Annotated in this window: 14 protein-coding genes and 2 pseudogenes; 8 read left to right on the forward strand and 8 right to left on the reverse strand. The window is 68.9% G+C overall.

What is annotated here, in order from left to right; all coding sequences use genetic code 11:
- Positions 1 to 10: 10 nt before the first annotated feature.
- Complete coding sequence (locus tag ACFQE0_RS05700) at positions 11 to 1,342, reverse strand: efflux RND transporter periplasmic adaptor subunit (RefSeq protein WP_378967910.1); 1,332 nt, start codon at positions 1,340 to 1,342, stop codon at positions 11 to 13.
- A gap of 322 nt (positions 1,343 to 1,664) precedes the next feature.
- Between ACFQE0_RS05700 and ACFQE0_RS05705 the strand changes: the two genes are divergently transcribed.
- Positions 1,665 to 2,657 (forward strand): CobW family GTP-binding protein, encoded by a 993-nt coding sequence (locus ACFQE0_RS05705; RefSeq protein ID WP_378967912.1) that lies wholly within the window; start codon positions 1,665 to 1,667, stop codon positions 2,655 to 2,657.
- A gap of 44 nt (positions 2,658 to 2,701) precedes the next feature.
- On the opposite strand, the gene ACFQE0_RS05710 is transcribed toward ACFQE0_RS05705, so the two are convergent.
- On the reverse strand, positions 2,702 to 3,820 hold the full coding sequence (locus tag ACFQE0_RS05710) for an ATP-dependent DNA helicase (RefSeq protein WP_378967914.1): 1,119 nt from the start codon (positions 3,818 to 3,820) through the stop codon (positions 2,702 to 2,704).
- Positions 3,817 to 4,749: an oxygen-dependent coproporphyrinogen oxidase gene (hemF, locus tag ACFQE0_RS05715; RefSeq protein WP_378967916.1), complete on the reverse strand. Its 933-nt coding sequence runs from the start codon at positions 4,747 to 4,749 to the stop codon at positions 3,817 to 3,819. Before hemF ends, ACFQE0_RS05710 begins: the two co-directional genes overlap by 4 nt.
- A 114-nt stretch (positions 4,750 to 4,863) precedes the next feature.
- Between hemF and addB the strand changes: the two genes are divergently transcribed.
- The gene (gene addB, locus ACFQE0_RS05720; protein ID WP_378967918.1) at positions 4,864 to 8,013 is read left to right on the forward strand and encodes a double-strand break repair protein AddB; all 3,150 of its coding nucleotides are present in this window, start codon (positions 4,864 to 4,866) and stop codon (positions 8,011 to 8,013) included.
- 75 nt (positions 8,014 to 8,088) lie between these two features.
- Here the strand turns inward: addB and ACFQE0_RS05725 are convergent.
- Positions 8,089 to 8,501, reverse strand: a pseudogene (locus ACFQE0_RS05725) (gamma-butyrobetaine hydroxylase family protein).
- Positions 8,502 to 8,596: 95 nt separating this feature from the next.
- On the opposite strand from ACFQE0_RS05725, the gene moaA reads away from it, so the two are divergent.
- Complete coding sequence (moaA, locus tag ACFQE0_RS05730; RefSeq protein ID WP_378967920.1) at positions 8,597 to 9,643, forward strand: GTP 3',8-cyclase MoaA; 1,047 nt, start codon at positions 8,597 to 8,599, stop codon at positions 9,641 to 9,643.
- On the opposite strand, the pseudogene ssb reads toward moaA, so the two are convergent.
- Positions 9,640 to 10,198 (reverse strand): annotated as a pseudogene (gene ssb, locus ACFQE0_RS05735) (single-stranded DNA-binding protein). The gene moaA and the pseudogene ssb sit on opposite strands and share 4 nt — an antisense overlap.
- A 253-nt stretch (positions 10,199 to 10,451) precedes the next feature.
- Between ssb and ACFQE0_RS05740 the strand changes: the two are divergent.
- Complete coding sequence (locus ACFQE0_RS05740) at positions 10,452 to 11,639, forward strand: alpha/beta hydrolase family protein (protein ID WP_378967922.1); 1,188 nt, start codon at positions 10,452 to 10,454, stop codon at positions 11,637 to 11,639.
- Between the two features lie 7 nt (positions 11,640 to 11,646).
- On the opposite strand, the gene ACFQE0_RS05745 is transcribed toward ACFQE0_RS05740, so the two are convergent.
- Positions 11,647 to 11,895, reverse strand: coding sequence for a hypothetical protein (locus ACFQE0_RS05745; RefSeq protein ID WP_378967924.1), 249 nt, complete (start codon positions 11,893 to 11,895; stop codon positions 11,647 to 11,649).
- Between the two features lie 123 nt (positions 11,896 to 12,018).
- Here ACFQE0_RS05745 and ACFQE0_RS05750 point away from each other — a divergent pair, with 123 nt between their 5' ends.
- Positions 12,019 to 12,624: an NnrU family protein gene (locus tag ACFQE0_RS05750; protein ID WP_378975297.1), complete on the forward strand. Its 606-nt coding sequence runs from the start codon at positions 12,019 to 12,021 to the stop codon at positions 12,622 to 12,624.
- Between the two features lie 19 nt (positions 12,625 to 12,643).
- Here the strand turns inward: ACFQE0_RS05750 and ACFQE0_RS05755 are convergent, their stop codons facing one another.
- The gene (locus ACFQE0_RS05755; RefSeq protein WP_378967926.1) at positions 12,644 to 14,806 is read right to left on the reverse strand and encodes a TonB-dependent receptor; all 2,163 of its coding nucleotides are present in this window, start codon (positions 14,804 to 14,806) and stop codon (positions 12,644 to 12,646) included.
- A 384-nt stretch (positions 14,807 to 15,190) separates the two neighbouring features.
- On the opposite strand from ACFQE0_RS05755, the gene ACFQE0_RS05760 reads away from it, so the two are divergent.
- The 3 genes from ACFQE0_RS05760 (at position 15,191) to ACFQE0_RS05770 (ending at position 17,723) form a co-directional block, all read left to right on the forward strand.
- On the forward strand, positions 15,191 to 15,901 hold the full coding sequence (locus ACFQE0_RS05760; protein ID WP_378967928.1) for a tetratricopeptide repeat protein: 711 nt from the start codon (positions 15,191 to 15,193) through the stop codon (positions 15,899 to 15,901).
- A 33-nt stretch (positions 15,902 to 15,934) separates the two neighbouring features.
- Positions 15,935 to 17,284, forward strand: a complete 1,350-nt coding sequence (gene der, locus ACFQE0_RS05765; protein ID WP_378967930.1) for a ribosome biogenesis GTPase Der — start codon at positions 15,935 to 15,937, stop codon at positions 17,282 to 17,284.
- 127 nt (positions 17,285 to 17,411) lie between these two features.
- Entirely contained in the window at positions 17,412 to 17,723 is a 312-nt protein-coding gene (locus ACFQE0_RS05770; RefSeq protein ID WP_378967933.1) for a PsiF family protein, read from the forward strand.
- Positions 17,724 to 17,900: 177 nt separating this feature from the next.
- Here ACFQE0_RS05770 and ACFQE0_RS05775 read toward each other — a convergent pair whose 3' ends face one another.
- Positions 17,901 to 20,681 carry a hybrid sensor histidine kinase/response regulator gene (locus ACFQE0_RS05775; RefSeq protein ID WP_378967935.1) on the reverse strand — a complete coding sequence of 927 codons (2,781 nt, stop codon included), beginning with the start codon at positions 20,679 to 20,681 and terminating at the stop codon, positions 17,901 to 17,903.
- Positions 20,682 to 20,703 lie beyond the last annotated feature (22 nt).

Genomic DNA, 20,703 nt, shown 5'->3' on the forward strand with positions numbered 1-20,703 from the left:
CGCGCCTGCCTCATGAGGCCTTGTCGCCCGAAGCCGCCCTGTCGATGAACAGGGCACCGCGGGTCACGATCTGCTCCCCGGCTGCGAGACCCGAGACGACCTGGGCATTGTCGCCGTTGATCAGCCCGAGTTGCAGGTCGCGGGCCTCCACCGCCCCGTCCGGCCGCGCCACCCAGACATGGGTGCGCCCGCCCTCGTAGACGACCGCGCTGAGGGGCACGCTGGGCGAGGGCTCGCCCTTGCCCGTGACGATCGTGTAGGTGGCGAACATCTCCGGCCGGAGCACCCGGTCGGGGTTGTCGACCTCGCTGCGCACGGAGAGCCGCCGCGTCGCCGGGTCGAGGCTCGCGGCCATGTAGTTCACCCGCGCCTTGAACACGCGGTTGCCGAAACCCGCGACCTTCGCCTCGACCTCCTGGCCGATCTGAATCTTCGGGATCTCGCTCTCGCGCACGTTGGCGACGAGCCAGACGGTGGAGAGGTCGCCGATCACGAATTGCGGATCGCCCGAGGCGCTGATGTACTGGCCGATGCCGACCTTGCGCTGGACGATGGTGCCCGCGATCGGCGCCCGGATCTGCGTCTCGGGGGACAGCGTGCCGTTCTTCTCGTAGGCGGCGATCTCCGCATCGGTCTTGCCGAGGAGGCGCAGGCGGTTCTTCACCGCGTCGAGGGTGGATTGAGCGGTCTTCAGGTCGCTCTGCGCGGCGATCACGTCGTTCTGAGCGGATTGGTAATCCTTCAGCGCCACCGCCTTGGCCTGGAACAGCTCCTGCTGGCGGGCGGCGATGGTCTGGTCGAGCCTCAGCAGTGCCTGCTGCTTCTGGAGATTGTTGAGCGCGGCCTGATAGTCGTTCTGCGCCTGGACCATGTCCGAAGCCTCGACGACGAACAGCACGTCCCCGGCCTTCACGGTGTCGCCCGCCCGCACCAGAACCTTGGTGACGCGGCCCGAATAGGGCGAGACGACGGGCACGTTGTCGTCCTCGTTGAGGGCGATGCGCCCCTCGGCCGACCCTTCCGGCCGGAAGACCTGCGTCGCCACGGGCAGGATCTCGAAGGAGGCGCGCTGCTCCTTGCTCGGGCGGAACACCCGCTCGACCGGGGCGGCCTTGGTCACCTCGATCCCGTCATCCTTGTCGTTCGAAGCGAACAGGGCCTTGCCCGCCGCCACGATCCGCTCCCCCCATTCATGCGCCTCGTGCGGGCGCAGGGCGGCGAAGGCGCCGAGCCCACCGAGGACGAGGAGAAGGACGAGCAGGACGAGGCCGCGCCGCCGCCGAGCGGGCTGCCCGTGCGCGGTGCCTGCCTGATCCTGATGAAGGGGGTTCCGGGCGTCCATAGGCGTCGTTTCAGCCGGGCGAAGTGACGTCAGCCGCGATTCGCGCCTGCCTCGGATGCAAGCGTTGAACCGAAGGTTGGCGCTTTTCCAAGGCAATGACGCGAAAGCGCTCGCGCCACCGTCTCGGCACGGGGGTTAGAACCTCGGCTGCCGCGCGGCAAACGACGGTTTCGTGAGGGGCCGTCCTCGTCTGTGATCGAGCCGCATGACGCACCTGTGACGCTGCCCGCGCCGTGCTGGGTACAGGGGGCCTTCCGTTGGCGGGGTCTCGTGACAATGTTACAGGCCCGACCCTACGAATTCCGCAAACTGGCAGGCCGACATGGCGAATTCCCCGGCGACCCTTCCCCAGACGGACGGCAAGATCCCGGTCACGGTGCTCACCGGCTATCTCGGGGCGGGCAAGACCACGCTGCTCAACCGCATCCTCACCGAGAATCACGGGCGGCGCTACGCCGTCATCGTCAACGAGTTCGGCGAGATCGGCATCGACAACGACCTCGTTGTGGGCGCGGACGAGGAAGTGTTCGAGATGAACAACGGCTGCGTCTGCTGCACAGTACGCGGCGACCTGATCCGCATCATGGACGGGCTGGTGAAGCGCCGGGGCAAGTTCGACGCGATCATCGTGGAAACCACCGGCCTCGCCGACCCGGCCCCCGTCGCGCAGACCTTCTTCGTCGATCAGGATGTCGGCGAGGCCGCGCGCCTCGACGCGGTGGTGACGGTGGCCGACGCCAAGTGGCTGACCGAGCGCCTGAAGGACGCCCCGGAGGCGAAGAACCAGATCGCCTTCGCGGATGTGATCCTGCTCAACAAGTCCGATCTCGTCTCGCCCGCCGACCTCGACCGGGTGGAGGGCGAGATCCGCACGATCAACCCGCTGGCGAAGCTCCACCGGACCACGAACTGCGCGGTGCCCCTCGACGCCGTGCTGGAGCGCAACGCCTTCGATCTCGACCGCATCCTCGACATCGAGCCCGACTTCCTGGAGGAGGGCCACCACCACCATCACGATTCGGACATCCGCTCGATCTCGGCCAAGATCGAGGGCGAGGTCGATCCCGAGAAATTCATGCCGTGGATCTCGAACCTCACGCAGGTCCAGGGCCCGGACATCCTGCGCTGCAAGGGCATCGTCGCCTTCCCGAACGAGCCGAAGCGCTTCGTCTTCCAGGGCGTGCACATGATCCTCGACGGGGACGTGCAGGGCGATTGGGGCCAGGACGAGACGCGGGTCAGCCGCGTGGTCTTCATCGGTCGCAACCTCGACGCGGAGGCGATCCGCGAGGGGTTCGAGGCAACACGGGCGTGAGTGATTCCCCTCTCCCCGCCGGCGGGGAGAGGGAGCTCGCCGATCTACACCACCACCGTGATCGCCTGCGCCGCCCGGGTCAGGCCAGTATAGAGCCACCGGGCACGGTGCTCGCGGAAGGCGTAGGACTCGTCGAACAGGGTGACCTTGTCCCATTGCGAGCCCTGCGCCTTGTGCACGGTGAGGGCGTAGCCGTAGGTGAACTCGTCGGTCTCGCGGCGCTGGTAGAGCGGGATCTCCTCGTCAGAGCCGCTGATCATCGCTCGCAGCACCTTGATGTCGGTGGGGCGGCGGCGCAGCGCCGGATCGTCCTCCGGCACGATGTCGAGGCGGATCATGTCCGGGCGGGGTGGAGCGCGCAGCGCATGCACCGTCCAGGTCGAGCCGTTGAGTAGGCCCTTCACCCGGTCGTTGCGCAGGCAGACCAGCTTCTCCCCAACCGCCGGCATCGGATCGGTGTGTCCCGCGATCTCCCGCAGGCGGTTGTTGTAGAGGCGCCGCGTCTTGTTCAGCCCGACCAGAACCTGATCACACTCCATCACCTGCGCCGGATCGAGGTCCCGCCGGGAGACGACGCGGCTCTCCCCGAACTCGCCCCGTTCCAGCCGTCCGCCCTCGCGCACGGTCATGGCCATGCGCACGATCGGATCGTCCTTGGCCTGCCGGTGGACCTCGGTGAGCATCACGTCGGGCTCGGCTTCGGTGAAGAAGCCGCCGCCCCGCACGGGGGGCAATTGCGCCGGGTCGCCCAGCACCAGCACCGGCTTGTCGAAGGACAGGAGGTCGTTGCCGAGGTCGGAATCGACCATCGAGCATTCATCGATGACAATGAGGTCGGCCTTGGCCACCGGCCCGGAGCGGTTGAGCGTGAAGGTCGGCCCGCCCTCCTCCGCCTCCTTGGTGCGGTAGATCAGCGAATGGATCGTCGCCGCGTCGTGGCAGCCCTTCTGGCGCATCACAGAGGCGGCCTTGCCGGTGAAGGCACCGAACACCACCGTCCCGTCGACATCCTCCGCGATGCGCCGGGCGAGAGTCGTCTTGCCGGTGCCGGCATAGCCGAACAGGCGGAACACCTGGGATCCGCCGTCGCGCCGCCACCGGTCGATGGCCTTCAGCGCCTCATCCTGCTGCGGGGCGTAGGCGCCGGGCAGATTGCCGCTCACGGCCACCGCACGGTCGGCGGCATGGAGGACAGGATGGAGGCGACGTTGCCGCCGGTCTTCAGACCGAAGATCGTGCCCCGGTCGTAGAGCAGGTTGAACTCCACGTAGCGCCCGCGGCGCACCTGCTGCTCGTGCCGGTCCTCCTCCGTCCAGGGCGTGCGGATGTTCCGGCGCATGATCGGCGGATAGGCCTCGAGGAAGGACAGCCCGACCGTCCTGGTGAAGGCGAGGTCGGCCTGCGGCTCCTCGCTCCAGCGGTAATCGTAGAAGATGCCGCCGATGCCGCGCGGCTCGTTCCGGTGCTTCAGGTGGAAATACTCATCGCACCACGCCTTGTAGGCGGCGTAATCCGCCCCGTGGGCCTCGCAGGCCCGGCGCAGGCAATCGTGGAAGTGCAGGGTGTCCGGGTCGTCCTGGGTGCGGCGACGGTCGAGCACGGGGGTCAGGTCAGCGCCGCCGCCGAACCACGCCTTGGTCGTCGCCACGAACCGGGTGTTCATGTGCACGGTCGGCGCGTGGGGGTTCCAGGGATGGGCGATCAGCGAGATGCCGGTCGCGAAGAAGCGCGGATCCTCCGAGGCGCCGGGGATCTGCCCCCGGAATTCCGGGGCGAACTCGCCATGCACCGTCGAGATGTGGACGCCCGCCTTCTCGAAGACGCGGCCCTTCAGCATCGCCATCGTGCCGCCGCCGCCCGGCGCGCCGCTATGGTCGGTGCGCTCCCAGGGCGTCAGGACGAAGCGGCCGGGCTCGCGCGGCGCATCCGGATGAAGCGGTAGGTCCGCCTCGTCCTCCAGCGCCTCGAAGGCAGCCACGATCCGGTCGCGCAGGGAGGCGAACCACGTCGCAGCCTCGGCCTTCATGGCGGCGACATCGGCCTCCCGGACCGGCAGACCGAGGGCGGCGCGAGGATCGGCGGGCATGCTCATACGTAATGGCTTTCCCACCCCGTAGAGCGGGCGTCAATCGGGAGCGGGCTCCCGGCGCGGCGTGTATAAGGGTGGCGACCGCGCGTCCTTCGCGCCCCCCGAACCCCGATCTCCATGACCGCCCGTCAGGCCGTCTTCACCGTCACGCGTGGCGTCCCGTTCCTCCCGGCCCTGGCCGATGCCCTGCTCGACGGGCGCCTCGTCGGGCCGGTGGCCCAGGATCCGCTCGCGCTGGCGGCCGTGTCCGTCTACCTGCCAACCCGGCGGGCGGCCCGCGCCCTGTCGGCGATCCTGGCCGCGCGCCTGGGGGATGCGGCCCTGCTCCCGCGCACCGTGCCGCTGGGCGAAGCGGACGAGGCCGAACTCGACCTCGCCACCGATCCGCTGCTCGGCGCCGCCCCGGCCCGCCCGCCGATTCCTCCCCTGGAACGGCGGCTGATCCTGGCCCGCCTCGTCCGGGCCTGGGCGCAGAACGTGGACCGCTCCCTCCTGCCGCTGCAGGACGAGGTGCCGTTCCTCGTACCCTCCTCCCCCGCCGATGCCGTGGGGCTGGCGGCCGACCTCGAAGGGTTGATGGACGCGCTGACGGTGGAGGGCCTGCCGTGGTCCGAGATCGCCGGGGCGGTGGAAGCTGAATATTCCCGCTATTTCGGCCTGACCCTGGATTTCGTGAAGATCGCCGCCGAGAACTGGCCGAAGCTCCTCGATGCGCGCGACCTCGCCGACCCGGTCGCCCGCGCCCGCAGCCTGATCCTCGCGGAGGGCGAACGCCTCGCCAAGGCGCCGAGCGATCCGGTGATCGTGGCGGGCTCCCTCGGCTCGGTCCCCGCCACCGCCAAGCTCATCGCCGCCGTGGCGAAGCTGCCGCGCGGGGCAGTGGTGCTGCCGGGGCTCGACCTCGACCTCGACGAATCCGGCTGGGACGGGATCGAGACCGGCGAGGGGTTCAACCGCACCATCGCCCATGGCCACCCCCAGGCGATCCTTCACCGGCTGCTCGGGCCGGGGGGCCTCGCCATGAAGCGTGCGGACATCGTCGCCCTCGGCACGCCCAGCGACGAGGGGGCGGCACGCGGAAAGTTGCTCTCGCAGGCGTTGCGGCCCGCCGACACCACGGATGCATGGTCGATGGTCGATCCGGCCGAGCGCGAGGCCACGGCCCGTCTCGGCCTCGACGGCCTCGCCCTGGTGGAGGCCGCTGACGAGCGCGAAGAGGCGCTGATCGCCGCCCTCGCCCTGCGCGAGACCCTGGAGACGCCCGGCGCGACGGCCTTTCTCGTCACCCCGGACCGGGCGCTCGCAGGCCGGGTCGCCGTCGAGTTGCTGCGCTGGGGCATCGTGGCGGAGGATTCCGCCGGGCTCGCGCTCGCCGCCTCCCCGGCCGGGCGCCTCGCCCGGCTCGCGGCGGAATTCGCCGCCGACCTGTCGCGGGAGCAGGCGGATTCGCTGCCCGCGCGGCTCGTTGCCCTGCTCTCGCACCCGATGGTGCGCCTCGGTCTCAGCCGCTCGGACCTCGTGCGCGGCGGCGCCGCCCTGGAGATCGGCCTGCTGCGCGGCCCCGCCCCGGCTCCGACGCTCGCGGGCCTGCGCCGGGCGCTCGCGAGCCGCCGGGCGGGGGAGGATCCGGACCGGCGTCCGCCCCGGGCCGAGCGCCGCCTGACGGAGATCGACTGGGAGCTGGCCGCCCTGGTCCTCGACCGGCTCGAGACCGCCTTTTCCGCCTTCCCCGGGCCGGACGGCGCGGTGGAATGCGACCTCGTCGCCGTAGCGGCTGGGCACCGGCTCGCCTGCGAAGGCCTGCTCGCCGGGCCGGAGGGTGACGAAGGGCCGGAAGCGGAGGCCTCGCTCTCCTGCCTCGACGCCCTGTTCGATGATCTGGACATGGCCGAGCCCGGCGGGATGGAGGGCACCTTCGCCGACTATCCGAGCTTCTTCACGGCGCTCACCCGGGAGCGGAAGGTCGCCTGCGCGGGTCCCTCGCCGCATCCGCGCCTGCGCATCCTCGGGCTGATCGAATCGCGCCTGCTGCAAGCCGACCGCATCGTGATCGGCGGGCTCGACGAGGGCGTCTGGCCGGTTCGCACGGTCACCGACGCCTTCCTCAACCGCCCGATGCGCGAGCGGATCGGCCTCGATCCGCCCGAGCGGCGGATCGGCCAGATGGCGCACGATTTCACCGAGGCCCTGGGGTGCCGCGACGCGGTGATCACCCGTGCCCTCAAGCGCGACGGCGCGCCGACCGTGCCCTCACGGCTGATCCAGCGGATGCGCGCCTTCGCGGGCGAGGAGGCGTGGAGCACATCGCTGGCCGCCGGACGCCGCCTCGCGGGGCTTGCCGCCGCCCTCGACGCCGCCCCGCCGCAGCCACGCCTGAAACGGCCCGCGCCCAAGCCCGATCCAGCCCTGTTCCCGCGCACGCTCAGCGTCACCGAGATCGAGACGCTGGTGCGCGACCCCTATTCCATCTTCGCCCGGCACGTGCTCGGCCTCGATCCGCTGGAACCGCTCGCGGCGCAGCCGGGGGCTGGCGAACGCGGCACCCTGGTCCACCGGATCTTTTCGGAGTTCACCATCGCCCATCCGCAGGCGCTGCCACAGCAGGCCGACCAGCGCCTTGCGCAGATCGCCGCCGATGCGTTCGGGCCGATCAACGACGCCTATCCGAGCCTCTATGCCGAATGGTGGCCGCGCTACGCCCGGATGGCGCAATCCTACCTGCCCTGGGAGGCGGCCCGGCGGCCGGATTTGGCCCAGATCCACGCCGAGAAGTTCGGCCGCTGGACCATCCCCCTCGGCCGCGAGACCTTCACCTTGCGCGCCCGCGCCGACCGGATCGAACTCCGGCCGGACGGCACCGCCTGCATCGTGGATTTCAAGACCGGCCGGGTGCCGAGCGCGAAGGAGATCTTCACAGGCTTCTCGCCGCAGCTCACGCTGGAAGCGGCGATGCTGATGCACGGCGCCTTCAAGGACCTGCCGCGCACGGCGACGACGCCGGACCTGCTCTATGTCCATGCCTCGGGCGGCCGGAAGGCCTTCGTGCCGATGCCGGTGAAGCCGCCGCGCGGCGAGGAGCGCAGCGTCGAGGCCATCGTCGCCGAACACGCCCAGCGCCTGCGCGGGCTGATCGCCCGCTTTCTCACGGGCGAGGCTGCCTATACCGCCCGCCCCTACCCACAATACGCCAAGGGCACCGGGCCCTACGACCATCTCGCACGGGTGAAGGAATGGTCGCTCGGCGGCGAGGGGGACGAGGAGGAATAGGGCGACGGGTCTGCGCGAACCCACGCCGTCATGGCAGGCGCAGCGAAGCAATGACGGGAAGGGAGGGAAGACCCCCTACCCGCAGCCGCAGGACCCCGAGCCGCATCCGCCCGACTTGGCCGGAGCGGCCGTGTCGCGGTCGAGCCCCCGCTCCGCGAGTTCGCCGAGATAGGTCTCCCAGCGTCGCACGTAGTTGCGGCCGGCTCGTGCAGATAGCCCCAGCCATAGATGCCGGTATCGTGCATGTCGTCGAAGGTGAGCTTCACCGCGTAATTGCCGATCGGCTCGACGCCGAGGATCGCGACGTTGCGCTTGCCGCCGAGCACCTTCCGCTCGGCGGGGGAATGGCCCTGCACTTCCGCCGAGGGGCTGGAAACCCGCAGGTATTCAGCGGGCAGGGCGAAGCGCGTGCCGTCCTCGAAGGCGACGTTGAGAAGGCGTTTGTCCGGCGACAGCCGAAGCTCGGTCGGCCAGAAATCCTGGTCCAGGGCAGGGTTCAAGGGTCACACCTCGTGGCCAATCGGGGGTTGCGCTCACAGGGCGCGCTTGCCCAGGGGCTCTTCCCCCATCATATCCAGAAGCAATGGCCGATGACATCTCCTTCCCGCCGGCGCCGCTGATCGACCCGTTCCAGCGGGCGATCACGTATTTGCGCATCTCGGTGACGGATCGCTGCGACCTCCGCTGTGCCTATTGCATGTCGGAGACCATGCAGTTCCTGCCCAAGCGCGATCTCCTGAGCCTGGAGGAATTGGACAGGCTGTGCAGCGTGTTCATCGCGCGCGGTGTGCGAAAGCTGCGCATCACCGGGGGCGAGCCGCTGGTGCGGCGCGACATCATGCACCTGTTCCGGCGCCTTTCCCGGCATCTCGATTCGGGCGCGCTGAAGGAACTGACGCTTACCACCAACGGCACGCAGCTCGCTCGTTTCGCGCCGGAACTGGCGGCGCTCGGGGTGAAGCGCGTCAACGTGTCCCTCGATACCCTCGATGCGGGCAAGTTCCGCGAGGTGACCCGCCGGGGTGATCTGCCAGTGGTGCTCGATGGAATCGAGGCCGCGCGCAAGGCCGGGATGCAGGTGAAGATCAACGCCGTGGCGCTGCGTGACGTCAACGGCGACGAGATCCCGGACATGATCGCCTGGGCGCACGGCCTCGGCATGGACATGACGCTGATCGAGGTGATGCCGCTCGGCGAGATCGAGGCGGACCGCACCGACCAGTTCCTGCCGCTCTCCGTGGTGCGCCAGCGCCTGGAAGGCCGCTACACCCTCACGCCTCTGCCCGACCGTACGGGTGGCCCGGCGCGCTATGTGCGCGTGGAGGAGACCGGCGGGCGGCTCGGCTTCATCACGCCGTTGACCCATAATTTCTGCGAAAGCTGCAACCGGGTGCGTCTGACCTGCACCGGCCAGCTCTACCTCTGCCTCGGCCAGGAGGATTCGGCGGATCTGCGCGCCGTGCTCCGCGCCACGCAGGACGATGCCGTCCTCGCCCGTGCGGTGGAAGAGGCGATCACCCGCAAGCCCAAGGGCCACGACTTCGTCATCGAGCGCCAGCGCCCGGCGGCCGTGCCGCGTCATATGAGCGTGACGGGGGCTGAACGCCCCCCATCTGGATCGATGCGCTAGAACGGGATGTCGTCGTCCAGATCGTAGCCGCCGCGGCCACCGCCGCTGCTGCTCGGCGAGGAGGACGGAGCCGGGCGACGCTCGCCACCCTGGGCGCGACCACCACCGAATTCGCCACCCCGGCCGCCGCCGCCGAAATCGCCGCCACGGCTGATTTGGCCGCCGCCTTCCTCGTCGCCGCCGAACTCGCCGCCACCGCCGCCGCGCCCGTCGAGGATCGTCGAGCTCACCGCGGAAGCGCTGGAGCACCACCTCGGTCGTGTACTTCTCGACGCCGGACTGGTCGGTCCATTTCCGGGTCTGGAGTTGGCCCTCGACATAGACCTTCGAGCCCTTGCGCAGGTATTGCTCGGCCACGCGCGAAAGGTTGTCGTTGTAGATCACGACCGAGTGCCACTCGGTCTTCTCCTTGCGCTCGCCGGAGGCCTTGTCCTTCCACGATTCGGACGTAGCGATCCGCAGGTTGCAGACCGGGTCGCCCGAGCCGAGGCGACGGATCTCGGGATCGCGCCCGAGATTGCCCACCAGAATCACCTTGTTAACGCTGCCCGCCATCGATCTCTCCTCGCGTTCCGCATCTCACGGGGCTGCTGTGACCGCCTACACATGCGCCCCCGGCTCGCCTTGTTCAATGGCGGCCGGAGGGGTGCCCACAGACACCTGTGGCGTCCAAAATGTTCTACTTTTGTTCGAATTATTCGCCAACCCCAGGGTGCGAAAACTGTCCTAGATCTTAACCGTCCGTCAGCACCCGGTGCCGTAGGGGTGCGTCATAGTCACTCGCACCGCGCGCATCCTGGTGAGGATCATGGTCCCAGTCGTCCGTGTTCTGGTTCTGCTGGCGCTGTCATGGGGCACGGCCTTCGCCGCCGATCCCGTGCGCATCCCATCCGGCGTGCAATACGAGATGATCGGCCGATGGGACGCCGACAAGCTCAACCACATTCTCACGGTCGATACCCCCGCTTTCGCAGGCATCCCCGTGACCTACACGCCGGCCCAGAATGCCGTGCGGCTCTATCGTGTGACCTACCCGTCGGTGATCCCCGAGCACGGAAACAGGCCGACCATGGCGACGGGCCTCGTCGCCGTACCCGAAGACGCGCGGGGCAGCCTGCCGATCGTGTCGTACCAGCACGGCACGGTCTACGGAAAACGGCAGGTGCCCTCCTTCCCGGAGGAATCGCCGGAGACGCAGCTGATGCTCGCCCAGTTCGCCGGGCAGGGCTACGTGCTGATCGGTGCCGATTATTTCGGCCTCGGCCTCTCGGAGGAACCCGAAGGCTACATGGTGAAGGCGAGCCACCAGCAGGCGACCACCGACATGCTGACGGCGGCTCGCGCGGTGCTCGCCGACCTCAAGGTCGCCACCACCGACCTGTACCTCGCGGGCTGGTCGCAGGGCGGCTTCGTCACCCTGGCGATGCTGGAAAAGCTCGAAGCCTCGGGCGTGACGGTGAAGGCCACCGCCACCGCGAGCACACCGGCCGACGTCTTCGTGGCGCTGAGCGGCTTCCTCGATTACCCGCGCAAGAACGACGCGACCTGGGTGCCGACCCTGTTCATCCTGTCGGCCTTCTCGTTCGAGAATTACTACGGCGTGCCGGGTCTCGCCCGCTCGGTCCTCACCGACGAGACCTACGATCTCGCCAAGCGGGCCTACGAGCGCCTGCCCTTCGATGCGAACGCAGTGCCGACCGACCTGCGTAAGGTCGTGAAGCCCGCCTATTTCGACCCGCGCTACTTCGCGGACTCGGCCTATGGCCGCCTCGTGGCGCAGACGCAGAGCTACCGCTGGGTGGTGAAGACGCCCGTGCGCACCTTCTACGGCGAGACCGACGAGGCGATCCGCACCGAACTCGGGCAATTGCCGATGACCTACCAGAGGGCCCTGGGCAACGACCGGGTGGAGGCCGTCTCCGCCGGGCCCACCAGCCACCGGGGCACCTTCGCCAAGGCAGCGCCTCGGTGGAAGGCGTGGTTCGACGGGCGGTGAGCCCCGCTCACTCCTCCCGGAGGATGCGCAGGCGTCGCACGGTCAACTCGTCGATTTCGAGGGAGCCGATCCGCGCCCGGCCGATCGACAGGCGGCCCACGGCGAAGGCGCCGAACACCACGACGCCGAGGGCGAGGGCTCCCAGCGCATAGGCCCCCGCCGCCCCCGCGCCGAGGGTGTGGGCTCCCGTCGCGCGGGTGCCCCGGATAAGGGTCCGCTCCTCCGGGAAGGGGACGTCTCGTATCGAACGGGTCATGGCGCGGGCTCCTCTGCCCTGTTCATATAGCGTGCCGGGGGGCGGGCTGCGTCCGGGGGGCGCCTGGACAAGCGTCCCGAACTTCGCTTGAGAACGGTGACGCTCTCCTTCGAACGGGCCGCCATGCTCCTCCTCATCCTCGGCCTCGCGCTGTTCCTCGGCACACATGCCTTCACCATGCTGCGGGCCAAGCGCGCGGCGGTCGTCGGCGAGATCGGCGAGAACCGCTACAAGCTCGGCTACACCGCCCTGTCCCTGCTCGGGCTGGTGCTGATCGGGGTGGGCTTCCACGATTACCGGCTGTCGGGGATGATCCCGGTCTGGGATCCGCCGGTCTGGACGCGCCATCTCGCGCTGCTCCTCGTACTGTTCGCCTTCATCAGCCTCGCGGCGGCCTACGTGCCGAGCCATATCCGCGCCAAGGCGAAGCACCCGATGCTGCTCGCCGTGAAGATCTGGGCCACGGCCCACCTCCTTGCCAACGGCGATCTCGGCTCGATCCTGCTGTTCGGCGGCTTCCTGGCCTGGGCGGTCTCGGCCCGGATCAGCCTGAAGCGCCGGGAGCGGGCGGCGGGCATCCCCGCCGGGGGCGGCGCCGCCGTCGCCGTGCCCGCAGGCTACCGCAACGACATCCTCGTGGTGCTGGTGGGCACGCTCGCGTGGTTCGTGTTCGCGCGCTACCTGCACTACCCGGTGATCGGCGTCCCGGTCTGGCCGGGGAGCATGTAGCCCCCCGGCGCGGGTTTCCTCAGAACCGGGCCACGACCTGCGCGCGGATCGTGCGCGGGGCACCTGGGGTGATGTTGTTGTTGTTGTCGGCGGTCGCGATGTAGCGGCGGTCGAACAGGTTCTCGATGTTGACCTGCGCGCGAACGGATTCGGTGATCTGGTAGAACAGGCCGAGGTCGAACCGCGTGTAGCCGGGGAGCCGAACGGTGTTGTCCGAGGTCGCGAAGGTGTGGGCGTAGCTCAGCACCCCGACGCCGACCGAGAAATCCGGCGTCACGTCGAACTTGTTCCACAGGGTGAAGGCGTTGAACGGCACGAGCCCGACCCGGTTGCCCGCCACGATCGTCGCCGAGGTGGCGCTGGCGATGCGGGCATCGGTGAAGGAATAGCCGCCCGCCACCTGCCACCAATCGGTGACGTAGCCGTTCGCGCCGATCTCGACGCCCTCCGTATGGGTCTTGCCCGAGAGGATGAAGAAGCCGGGATTGTTCGGGTCGGCCAGTCGCTGGTTGTAGCGGTCGAGGCTGTAGGCCGCCGCCGTCACCTGGAAGCGCGGGTTCACGTCGTATTTGACGCCGACCTCCGTGTTCTCGAACTGCTCGGGCTTGGCGATGACGAGGCCCGGCGTGAACACGCCGATCTGGTCGCCCGAGGACGGCAGGTAGGAGACGCTGTAGCTCGTGTAGAGGGCGAGGTTCGGCAGGGGCTTCAGCACCAGCCCGGCCCGGGGCGAGATCGGATCATCGACCCGGTTGTTGGTGACGAGGGTGCGCCGGTCCGTCGATGAGAAGTCGAAATGGTCCCAGCGCAACCCGCCGACGAGTTGCAGCCAGTCGGTGATGTCGACCTGATCCTGCGCGTAGAGCGCCGCGAGGCCGAGGTCGTAGCGCGAATTGGCATCGGTCGTGCCGTTGTTGCGCAGGAAGACCGGCGCGAAGGTCAGGGGCCTCAGCGGGTTTACGGTGATGTTCGGCGCGAGGTTGCTGCCGAAGAACAGTGATTGCCGGAAGGCCGTGCCCTCCTGATAGCCGAGTTCGAACCCGCCGAGCAGCGTGTGCTTCACGTCGCCGGTGCTGAACCGGTAGGTGAAGTCGTTCTGACTGAAGTAATTGGTCCGCGTCGTGTCGTTGCGGTAGCCGGTGATGGTCACGGCGGTGCCGGCCGCGTTCACCGCGCCGCCGGGCAGAGTGTTCACGTAGTAGCGATCGTAATCGGCGATGCGCAGCTGGCTGTGCATCTCGACGCCGGACTCGAAGAGATGGTCGAGCTGCACCGTGGCGATGTTGGCATCGACCTTGGTGTGGTTGACGGTCGGGTTGCCGAAGAAGGTGCGGGTGTTCTGCCGGTAGCGGTAGGGCCGCCCGAATTGCGAGGGGATGCCGCGATCGGGGAAGCGGTCGTCGTGGAAGAACTCGTAGGACAGCTTCAGCGTGGTCTGCGGGTCGATGAGGAAGGTCGCGGTGGGGTTGATCCCATAGCGCCGCAGATCCCCGAACTGCCGGTAGGTACCGGAATCCTCGACCATGCCGTTCAGGCGGACGAACGCGGTGTCGCTGAGCCGGTCGCCGATATCGACGGCGAGCCGCTTGTCACCGAACTGCCCGCCGCCCGCCACGATCTCCCGAACGCGGAATCCGTCGGCTTCCTTGAGCACGCGGTTGATGATGCCGCCGCCGCCACCCCGGCCGAAAATCAGCGAATCGGGGCCCTTCAGCACCTCGATCCGCTGGATGTTGTAGAGATCGCGGAAATACTGAACGTCGTCGCGGATGCCGTTGATGTAGAAATCTGCGCTGGTGTTCTGCCCGCGGATCACGACCTGATCGCGGTTGCCCTCCCCTTGCGCGGGCACGAGGCCCGGCACGAAGCGCAATTGCTCCGTGAGGTTCTGGTAGTTCTGATCGAGGATCTGCTCCTTCGGCACCACGGTGATCGATTGGGGAATGTCGAGGACCGGCGTCGCGGTCTTTGTGGCGCTGCGCGTCTGCTTGGTGAGGTAGCCCACCGTCACGCCGCCCTGCGGCTCGGGGCGCCCGGTGGCGCTCTCGACGGAGATTTGGTCCAGGGTGACGGCGCCGGGATCCTGCGCCAGCCATTCGGCCTGTTGCGCCCGGACGGGAGTCACCAGGCAGGTGCCGGCCAGCAGACAATAGGCAAGACGCCTCTCGAAAGCCCAAGTCATCCGATACTCCGCGGCTCCTCGGGGAAGCCGTTCGATGGCGAACCGTGTTTGTGGTCCGCCGCCGGGATTAGGCGGAGCATCTCGACGTGATCAATGTTTAATCCTTGAGTGCGAAACTCTTTTCTGAAACGTGCTCATCAGAAGAATTCTATAAAAATCTCGATGGGCCTGTGCGAATTTGGATTTCCTGAGGGTTTTTATCTGGAATAGATAAAAACGGGAAATGTTTCGTCGGCTCTGTTGCTGGGCTGCAACGCCGGGGGCGGCGGCGTGCCCGGAAGGAGGCGCGGCTCGCCACAGGTCGCCAAGTCGGCGGCCCTGTGTTAGGCGCACCACCTTCGAGGATCGCGAGGTGGTCCGGCGCTCGCCGCCGGCCGGGATACGATGGCCGAGAACAACGAATTCATCCGCGAGGTCGACGAGGATTATCGCCGCGAGCAGATCCTCAAGATCTGGCGCCGCTACAGCGGCGTGATCATCGCGCTGGCGGTGCTGCTCGTGGTGGGCGTCGCCGGGTGGCGCTACTGGCAGACGCAGCAACTCGCGGCGGCCGAAGCGGCCTCCGTGCGCTTCGATGCCGCCAACCGCCTCGCCCGCGACGGCAAGGCCGAGGAGGCCGACAAGGCGTTCACGGCGCTGGAGCAGGACGGCACGACGGGCTACCGCCTTCTGGCCCGCTTCCGCGCGGCGGCCGAGACCGCCAAGACCGATACGGCCAAGGCGGCGGGCGAGTACGACGCTCTCGCCAACGATTCGAGCCTCGGCGGCGGCCTGCGCGACCTCGCCCGCCTGCGTGCGGCCCTGATCCGCATGGATGGCCCGAACCCGGATCCGGCGCTCGCCAACCTCCAGAGCCTCGCCGCCGGCAGCCCCTATCGTCACACGGCACGGGAGATGCTGGGCCTCGCCTCGCTCAAGAAGGGCGATTACGAGGAGGCGAGCCGGTGGTTCGACCAGATCGTCGCCGATCCCGACACGCCGCGCTCCCTGCGCGAGCGCATCGAGGTCTACGCCGCCATCGTGGCGGGTGGCCCCGTCACCGTGACGGAAGCCAAGCCCGAGCCCGCCGCTCCCCCGCCCCCGATCACCCGCTGACGGACACCGTCGCGCACCGTAGGAACTGACCCGATGGACATGCCGACCGTCGCGATCGTCGGCCGGCCGAATGTCGGCAAGTCGACCCTGTTCAACCGCCTCGTGGGCCGGAAGCTCGCCCTGGTGGACGACCGTCCCGGCGTGACCCGCGACAGGCGCGAGGGCGACGTCGCCTTCGGCGGCCTGCATTTCCGGGTCATCGACACAGCCGGCCTGGAAGAGGCGGACGACGATACCCTCACCGGCCGGATGCGGATGCAGACCGAGGCTGCGATCCTCGCTGCCGACGTGGTGCTGTTCGTCATCGACGCCCGCGCCGGCGTGCTGCCCGCCGACCAATCCTTCGCCGAACTGACCCGCCGGGCGGGCTGCCCGGTCATCCTCATCGCCAACAAGGCCGAGGGCGGGGCCGGGATGTCGGGCGCCTACGAGGCGTTCTCCCTGGGTCTCGGGGATCCGATCCCTTTCTCGGCCGAGCACGGCGAGGGCTTGGGCGAATTGCACAACGCCCTGATCGAATCCCTGCCGAAGCCCGATACGGACGAGGAGGAGGACGAGGATGGCCCCGGCGGCCGGTCGCTCCGCGTCGCCATCGTCGGGCGGCCCAATGCGGGCAAGTCGACGCTGATCAACAACATGCTCGGCGAGGAGCGGCTGCTCGTCGGCCCCGAAGCGGGCATCACCCGCGATTCGATCTCCCTCGATTGGGAATGGCGGGGGCGCCGGATCAAGCTCCACGACACGGCCGGCATGCGCCGCCGCGCGCGGATCGACGACAAGCTCGAGAAGCTCGCCGTCTCGGACGGCCTGCGGGCCGTGCGCTTCGCCGAGGTGGTGGTGGTGCTCCTCGACGCCACGATCCCGTTCGAGAAGCAGGATCTCACCATCGTCGACCTCGTGGAGAGCGAAGGCCGTGCGCTGGTGATCGGCCTCAACAAGTGGGACCTCGTGGCCGACCAGCCGGGCCTGCTGAAGCAACTGCGCGAGGATTGCACCCGCCTGCTGCCGCAGGTGCGCGGCGTCTCGGTGGTGCCGCTCTCCGGCCTCGCGGGCGAGGGTATCGACAAGCTCATGCAGGCGGTGGTCGGCGCGTCCGAGGTCTGGGACCGCCGCGTCTCGACCTCGCGGATCAACGACTGGCTGGGCGACGCCCTGTCGCGCAACCCACCCCCGGCCGTGTCGGGCCGCCGGATCAAGATCCGCTACGCCACGCAGGTGAAGAGCCGTCCGCCGCATTTCGCCCTGTTCGGCAACCAGCTCGACGCGCTGCCGAAATCCTACACCCGCTACCTCGTCAACGGCCTGCGGGAGGCTTTCGACCTACCCGGCACGCCGATCCGCCTGAGCCTGCGCACCTCGCAGAACCCGTTCGACAAGAGCTGAGCGCGGCGGGAGCAGCCCACCGCGTCACGTTTCGTTACCCGACGATACGAAGCCGCCATCGTGCGGATGCGTCGGGGGCGTCTCATGCCGGTCCCGGCCCGCGAATGGGCCGCTTCAGGAGCCGCGCATGAGACCCTTCCTCCGTTCGTTCCTCGCCCTCGCCCTGCTCGCCGGTCTGTCCGGCGCGGCTCTCGCGCAGGAGACACCGGCTCCTGTGCCCCAGGCGGGCCAGGCGACATCGGCGCGGGCGCAGTGCAAGGCGCAGATCGACAGCCGCAGCCTGACGGGTCCGGAGCGCAAGGCGGCGATGCGCGATTGCATGAAGCCCCAGCGCGATGCCTGCCGGAGCCAAGCTGTGGCCAAGGCGCTGCCCAAGGGCCCGGACCGCAAGGCGTTCATGCATCAGTGCCTGCACGGCGCCGTGGCGGAGACCCACTGACCGGATTTCAGATCGGTTCCGGGTGGACGACCCAGTTCGACTCGTCTGCCGTCATTGCGAGGCGGAGCCGAAGCAATTCAGATCGCGACCTGTCCGGATGAGGCGGTGCCGAGTGGATTGCTTCGCTCCGCTCGCAATGACGGCGGGGCCTTCCGAAACCATTGACCAGGAAGGCCTTCACCCCTCGATCAGGCTGCGGATGCGCACCGCGAGCGTATCGAGGGAGAAGGGCTTGGTCAGCACCTGCGTACCGGGGGCGAGATGCCCGTGGTTGAGGGCTGCGTTCTCGGCATAGCCGGTGATGAACAGCACCTTTAGGTCCGGGCGACTCGCGCGGGCGGCATCCACCATCTGCCGTCCGTTCATGCCGCCCGGCAGTCCGACATCGGTGACGAGGAGGTCGATCCGCGCCTCCGATTGCAGCAATTTCAGGCCCGCGGGCCCATCCGCTGCCTCCAGCGCGGCGTAGCCGAGATCGCCCAGAACCTCCGCGACCAGCATCCGCACGGTCGGCTCGTCATCGACCACCAGCACCGTCTCGCCCGCGCGGGCCGGGGCCACTTCGGCGGGCGCGGAGGCTTCCTCTGGCTCCTCGGCCTCGCCGAGATGACGCGGCAGGTAGAGGCAGACCATGGTGCCCTGCCCGACCTCGGAATAGATCCGCGCCTGCCCGCCCGACTGGCGCACGAAGCCGTAGATCATCGACAGCCCGAGCCCGGTCCCCTCGCCGAGCGGCTTGGTGGTGAAGAACGGGTCGAACGCCTTGGCCTTCACCTCGGGCAGCATGCCGGTGCCGTTGTCCGAAACGCAGAGCGACACGTACTGGCCGGGCGCCACGTCGCGCTCGGCGGCGGCGCGGTGATCGAGCCAGCGGTTGCAAGTCTCGATCACGATGCGCCCGCCTTCCGGCATCGCATCGCGGGCATTGATGCAGAGGTTGAGGAGGGCGTTCTCCAGCTGGCTCGGATCGACCAGGGTCGGCCAAAGCCCCCCGGCAGCGACCACCTCGACCGACACCGAGGGGCCGACCGTGCGGCGGACCAGATCCTCCATCCCCACCACCAGCCGGTTCACGTCGGTGGGCTTCGGGTCGAGGGTCTGGCGGCGGGAAAAGGCAAGGAGCCGGTGCGTCAGGGCCGCTGCGCGCTTGGCCGCCCCCTGCGCCGCGCCGATATAGCGCCCGAGGTCGCCGGTACGCCCCTGGAGCAGGCGGGTCTGCATCATTTCCAGGGAGCCGACGATGCCTGCCAGCATGTTGTTGAAATCATGGGCGAGCCCGCCCGTGAGCTGGCCCACCGCCTCCATCTTCTGCGCCTGCCGCAGGGCCTCCTCCGTGCGCGCCAGGGCCTCGGCCCGTTCACGCTCGGCGGTGATGTCGCGCCCGACGGCGTTGATCAGCCCCTCGCTCGGCCGCGTCGACCACGCGATCCAGCGGTAGCCCCCGTCGCGGGTCCGGTAGCGGTTGTCGAACCGCGCATGGGACTGGCCGCGAGAGAGTTCGGAGGCGGCCTCCAGGGTGCTGTCCAGGTCGTCAGGGTGGACGAGGTCGAAGAGCGGACGGCCGATCAGTTCGTCCTCGCGCCAGCCCAGCATCTCCGTCCAGGCCGGGTTCACGGCGGTGACGAGACCCTCGAAAGTGCAGCGGAGCATGAGGTCGCGGGAGAGCTGCCACAGGGCATTGCGGTCGGCGGTCCGCTCGGCCACGAGCTTTTCCAGGGCGACCGCCCGGCGCTTACCCTCATCGATATCGACATTGGTGCCGACCCAGCGGGTGATCGCTCCCTCCGCGTTGCGGACCGGCTCGGCCCGGACGAGGAACCAGCGGTCGTCGCCGTTCGCCCGGCGCAGGCGCACCTCGCGCTGGTAGACGCTGCCTGCGGCCAGCGCCTGGGCCCAGTCCGCGCTGGTGGCCTCGGCATCGTCGGGATGCGCGATCGCCCGCCACAGATCACCGCCCGCAAAGCCGCCCGGCGCGAGCCCGGCGAAGGCGTACATTTGTGCGTTGAACCACGTGACGGTGCCGTCCGGGCGCGCCGACCAGACATGGTTCGGGATCGCTTCCGCGAGGATACGGAACTGCTCCTCGCTCTCGCGCTGCCGCGCCTCGGCGCGCTTGCGCTCGGTAATGTCGCGGAACAGCACCGAGACCTGCCGACGGCTCGCGGGTTCGACTCGCGCCGCCGAGACCTCGATATGCCGTCCGGCGGCGACGAAGGCCCGCTCGAACCGGATCGGCCTGCCGTTGCGCAGCACCCCGCCATAGAGATCGAGCCAGCCCTCGGCCTCGTTCGGGGCGATCTCGCGCAGGCGCTTGCCGACGATGTCGGGGATGCCCGTGTGGCGCTGGTAGCCGGAATTGGCGACGATGTGGACGTAATCGCTCAGGGTTCCGTCCGGCCCGTCGATGAATTCGATGATGCAGAAGCCGTCATCGACCGCCTCGAACAGCGCCCGGTAGCGTTGCTCGCTCTCGGCGAGGGCGCCGCGCACGGACCGCTCCTCCGTGACGTCTCGCGCCACCCCCTGGAACCGCACTGGGACGCCTCGCGCGTCGCGCTCGATCTCGCCCTTGCGGGCGATCCAGCGGATCTCGTCCGTGTCGGGGCGGCGGATACGATACTCGACGTCGCGGGGCGGCTCGCCGCTCCGGCGACTCTCGGCCGTGGAAACGAGGTGGGAATCCTCCGGCAGGACCAGGGTCTCGAAGGCTTTGGCCGGGTAGCTCTCGCGCTCGGGCATGCCGTAGAGGCGGCAGAAATGCGGAGTCGGGTGCAGGATCCCGTCCTCGATGCCCACGGAGAACAGGCCGATGCCGCCTGCCTCCTGCGCCCTCAATAGACGGGCCTCGGCAACGCGCAGGGCATCCCCCGCCTCGCCCGCCACGGCGCGAAGCCGGGCCGCCTCCGCTTCCAGGGCGTCGGCGCGATGCAGGAGCGTCTCGGTGTTTGGCCTGTCCATGAGGTTATGCTGAAGAAAACCT

Source organism: Methylobacterium komagatae, assembly GCF_042661665.1.
In the GTDB taxonomy this organism is placed as follows: domain Bacteria; phylum Pseudomonadota; class Alphaproteobacteria; order Rhizobiales; family Beijerinckiaceae; genus Methylobacterium; species Methylobacterium komagatae.

Excerpts from the sequence above, each read along its gene's own strand:
- ACFQE0_RS05700 (WP_378967910.1), bottom strand. The coding sequence starts at position 1,342 with ATGGACGCCCGGAACCCCCTTCATCAGGATCAGGCAGGCACCGCGCAC.
- ACFQE0_RS05705 (WP_378967912.1), top strand. The coding sequence starts at position 1,665 with ATGGCGAATTCCCCGGCGACCCTTCCCCAGACGGACGGCAAGATCCCG.
- hemF (WP_378967916.1), bottom strand. The coding sequence starts at position 4,749 with ATGAGCATGCCCGCCGATCCTCGCGCCGCCCTCGGTCTGCCGGTCCGG.
- addB (WP_378967918.1), top strand. The coding sequence starts at position 4,864 with ATGACCGCCCGTCAGGCCGTCTTCACCGTCACGCGTGGCGTCCCGTTC.
- moaA (WP_378967920.1), top strand. The coding sequence starts at position 8,597 with ATGGCCGATGACATCTCCTTCCCGCCGGCGCCGCTGATCGACCCGTTC.
- ACFQE0_RS05740 (WP_378967922.1), top strand. The coding sequence starts at position 10,452 with ATGGTCCCAGTCGTCCGTGTTCTGGTTCTGCTGGCGCTGTCATGGGGC.
- ACFQE0_RS05745 (WP_378967924.1), bottom strand. The coding sequence starts at position 11,895 with ATGACCCGTTCGATACGAGACGTCCCCTTCCCGGAGGAGCGGACCCTT.
- ACFQE0_RS05750 (WP_378975297.1), top strand. The coding sequence starts at position 12,019 with ATGCTCCTCCTCATCCTCGGCCTCGCGCTGTTCCTCGGCACACATGCC.
- ACFQE0_RS05755 (WP_378967926.1), bottom strand. The coding sequence starts at position 14,806 with ATGACTTGGGCTTTCGAGAGGCGTCTTGCCTATTGTCTGCTGGCCGGC.
- ACFQE0_RS05760 (WP_378967928.1), top strand. The coding sequence starts at position 15,191 with ATGGCCGAGAACAACGAATTCATCCGCGAGGTCGACGAGGATTATCGC.
- der (WP_378967930.1), top strand. The coding sequence starts at position 15,935 with ATGGACATGCCGACCGTCGCGATCGTCGGCCGGCCGAATGTCGGCAAG.
- ACFQE0_RS05770 (WP_378967933.1), top strand. The coding sequence starts at position 17,412 with ATGAGACCCTTCCTCCGTTCGTTCCTCGCCCTCGCCCTGCTCGCCGGT.
- ACFQE0_RS05775 (WP_378967935.1), bottom strand. The coding sequence starts at position 20,681 with ATGGACAGGCCAAACACCGAGACGCTCCTGCATCGCGCCGACGCCCTG.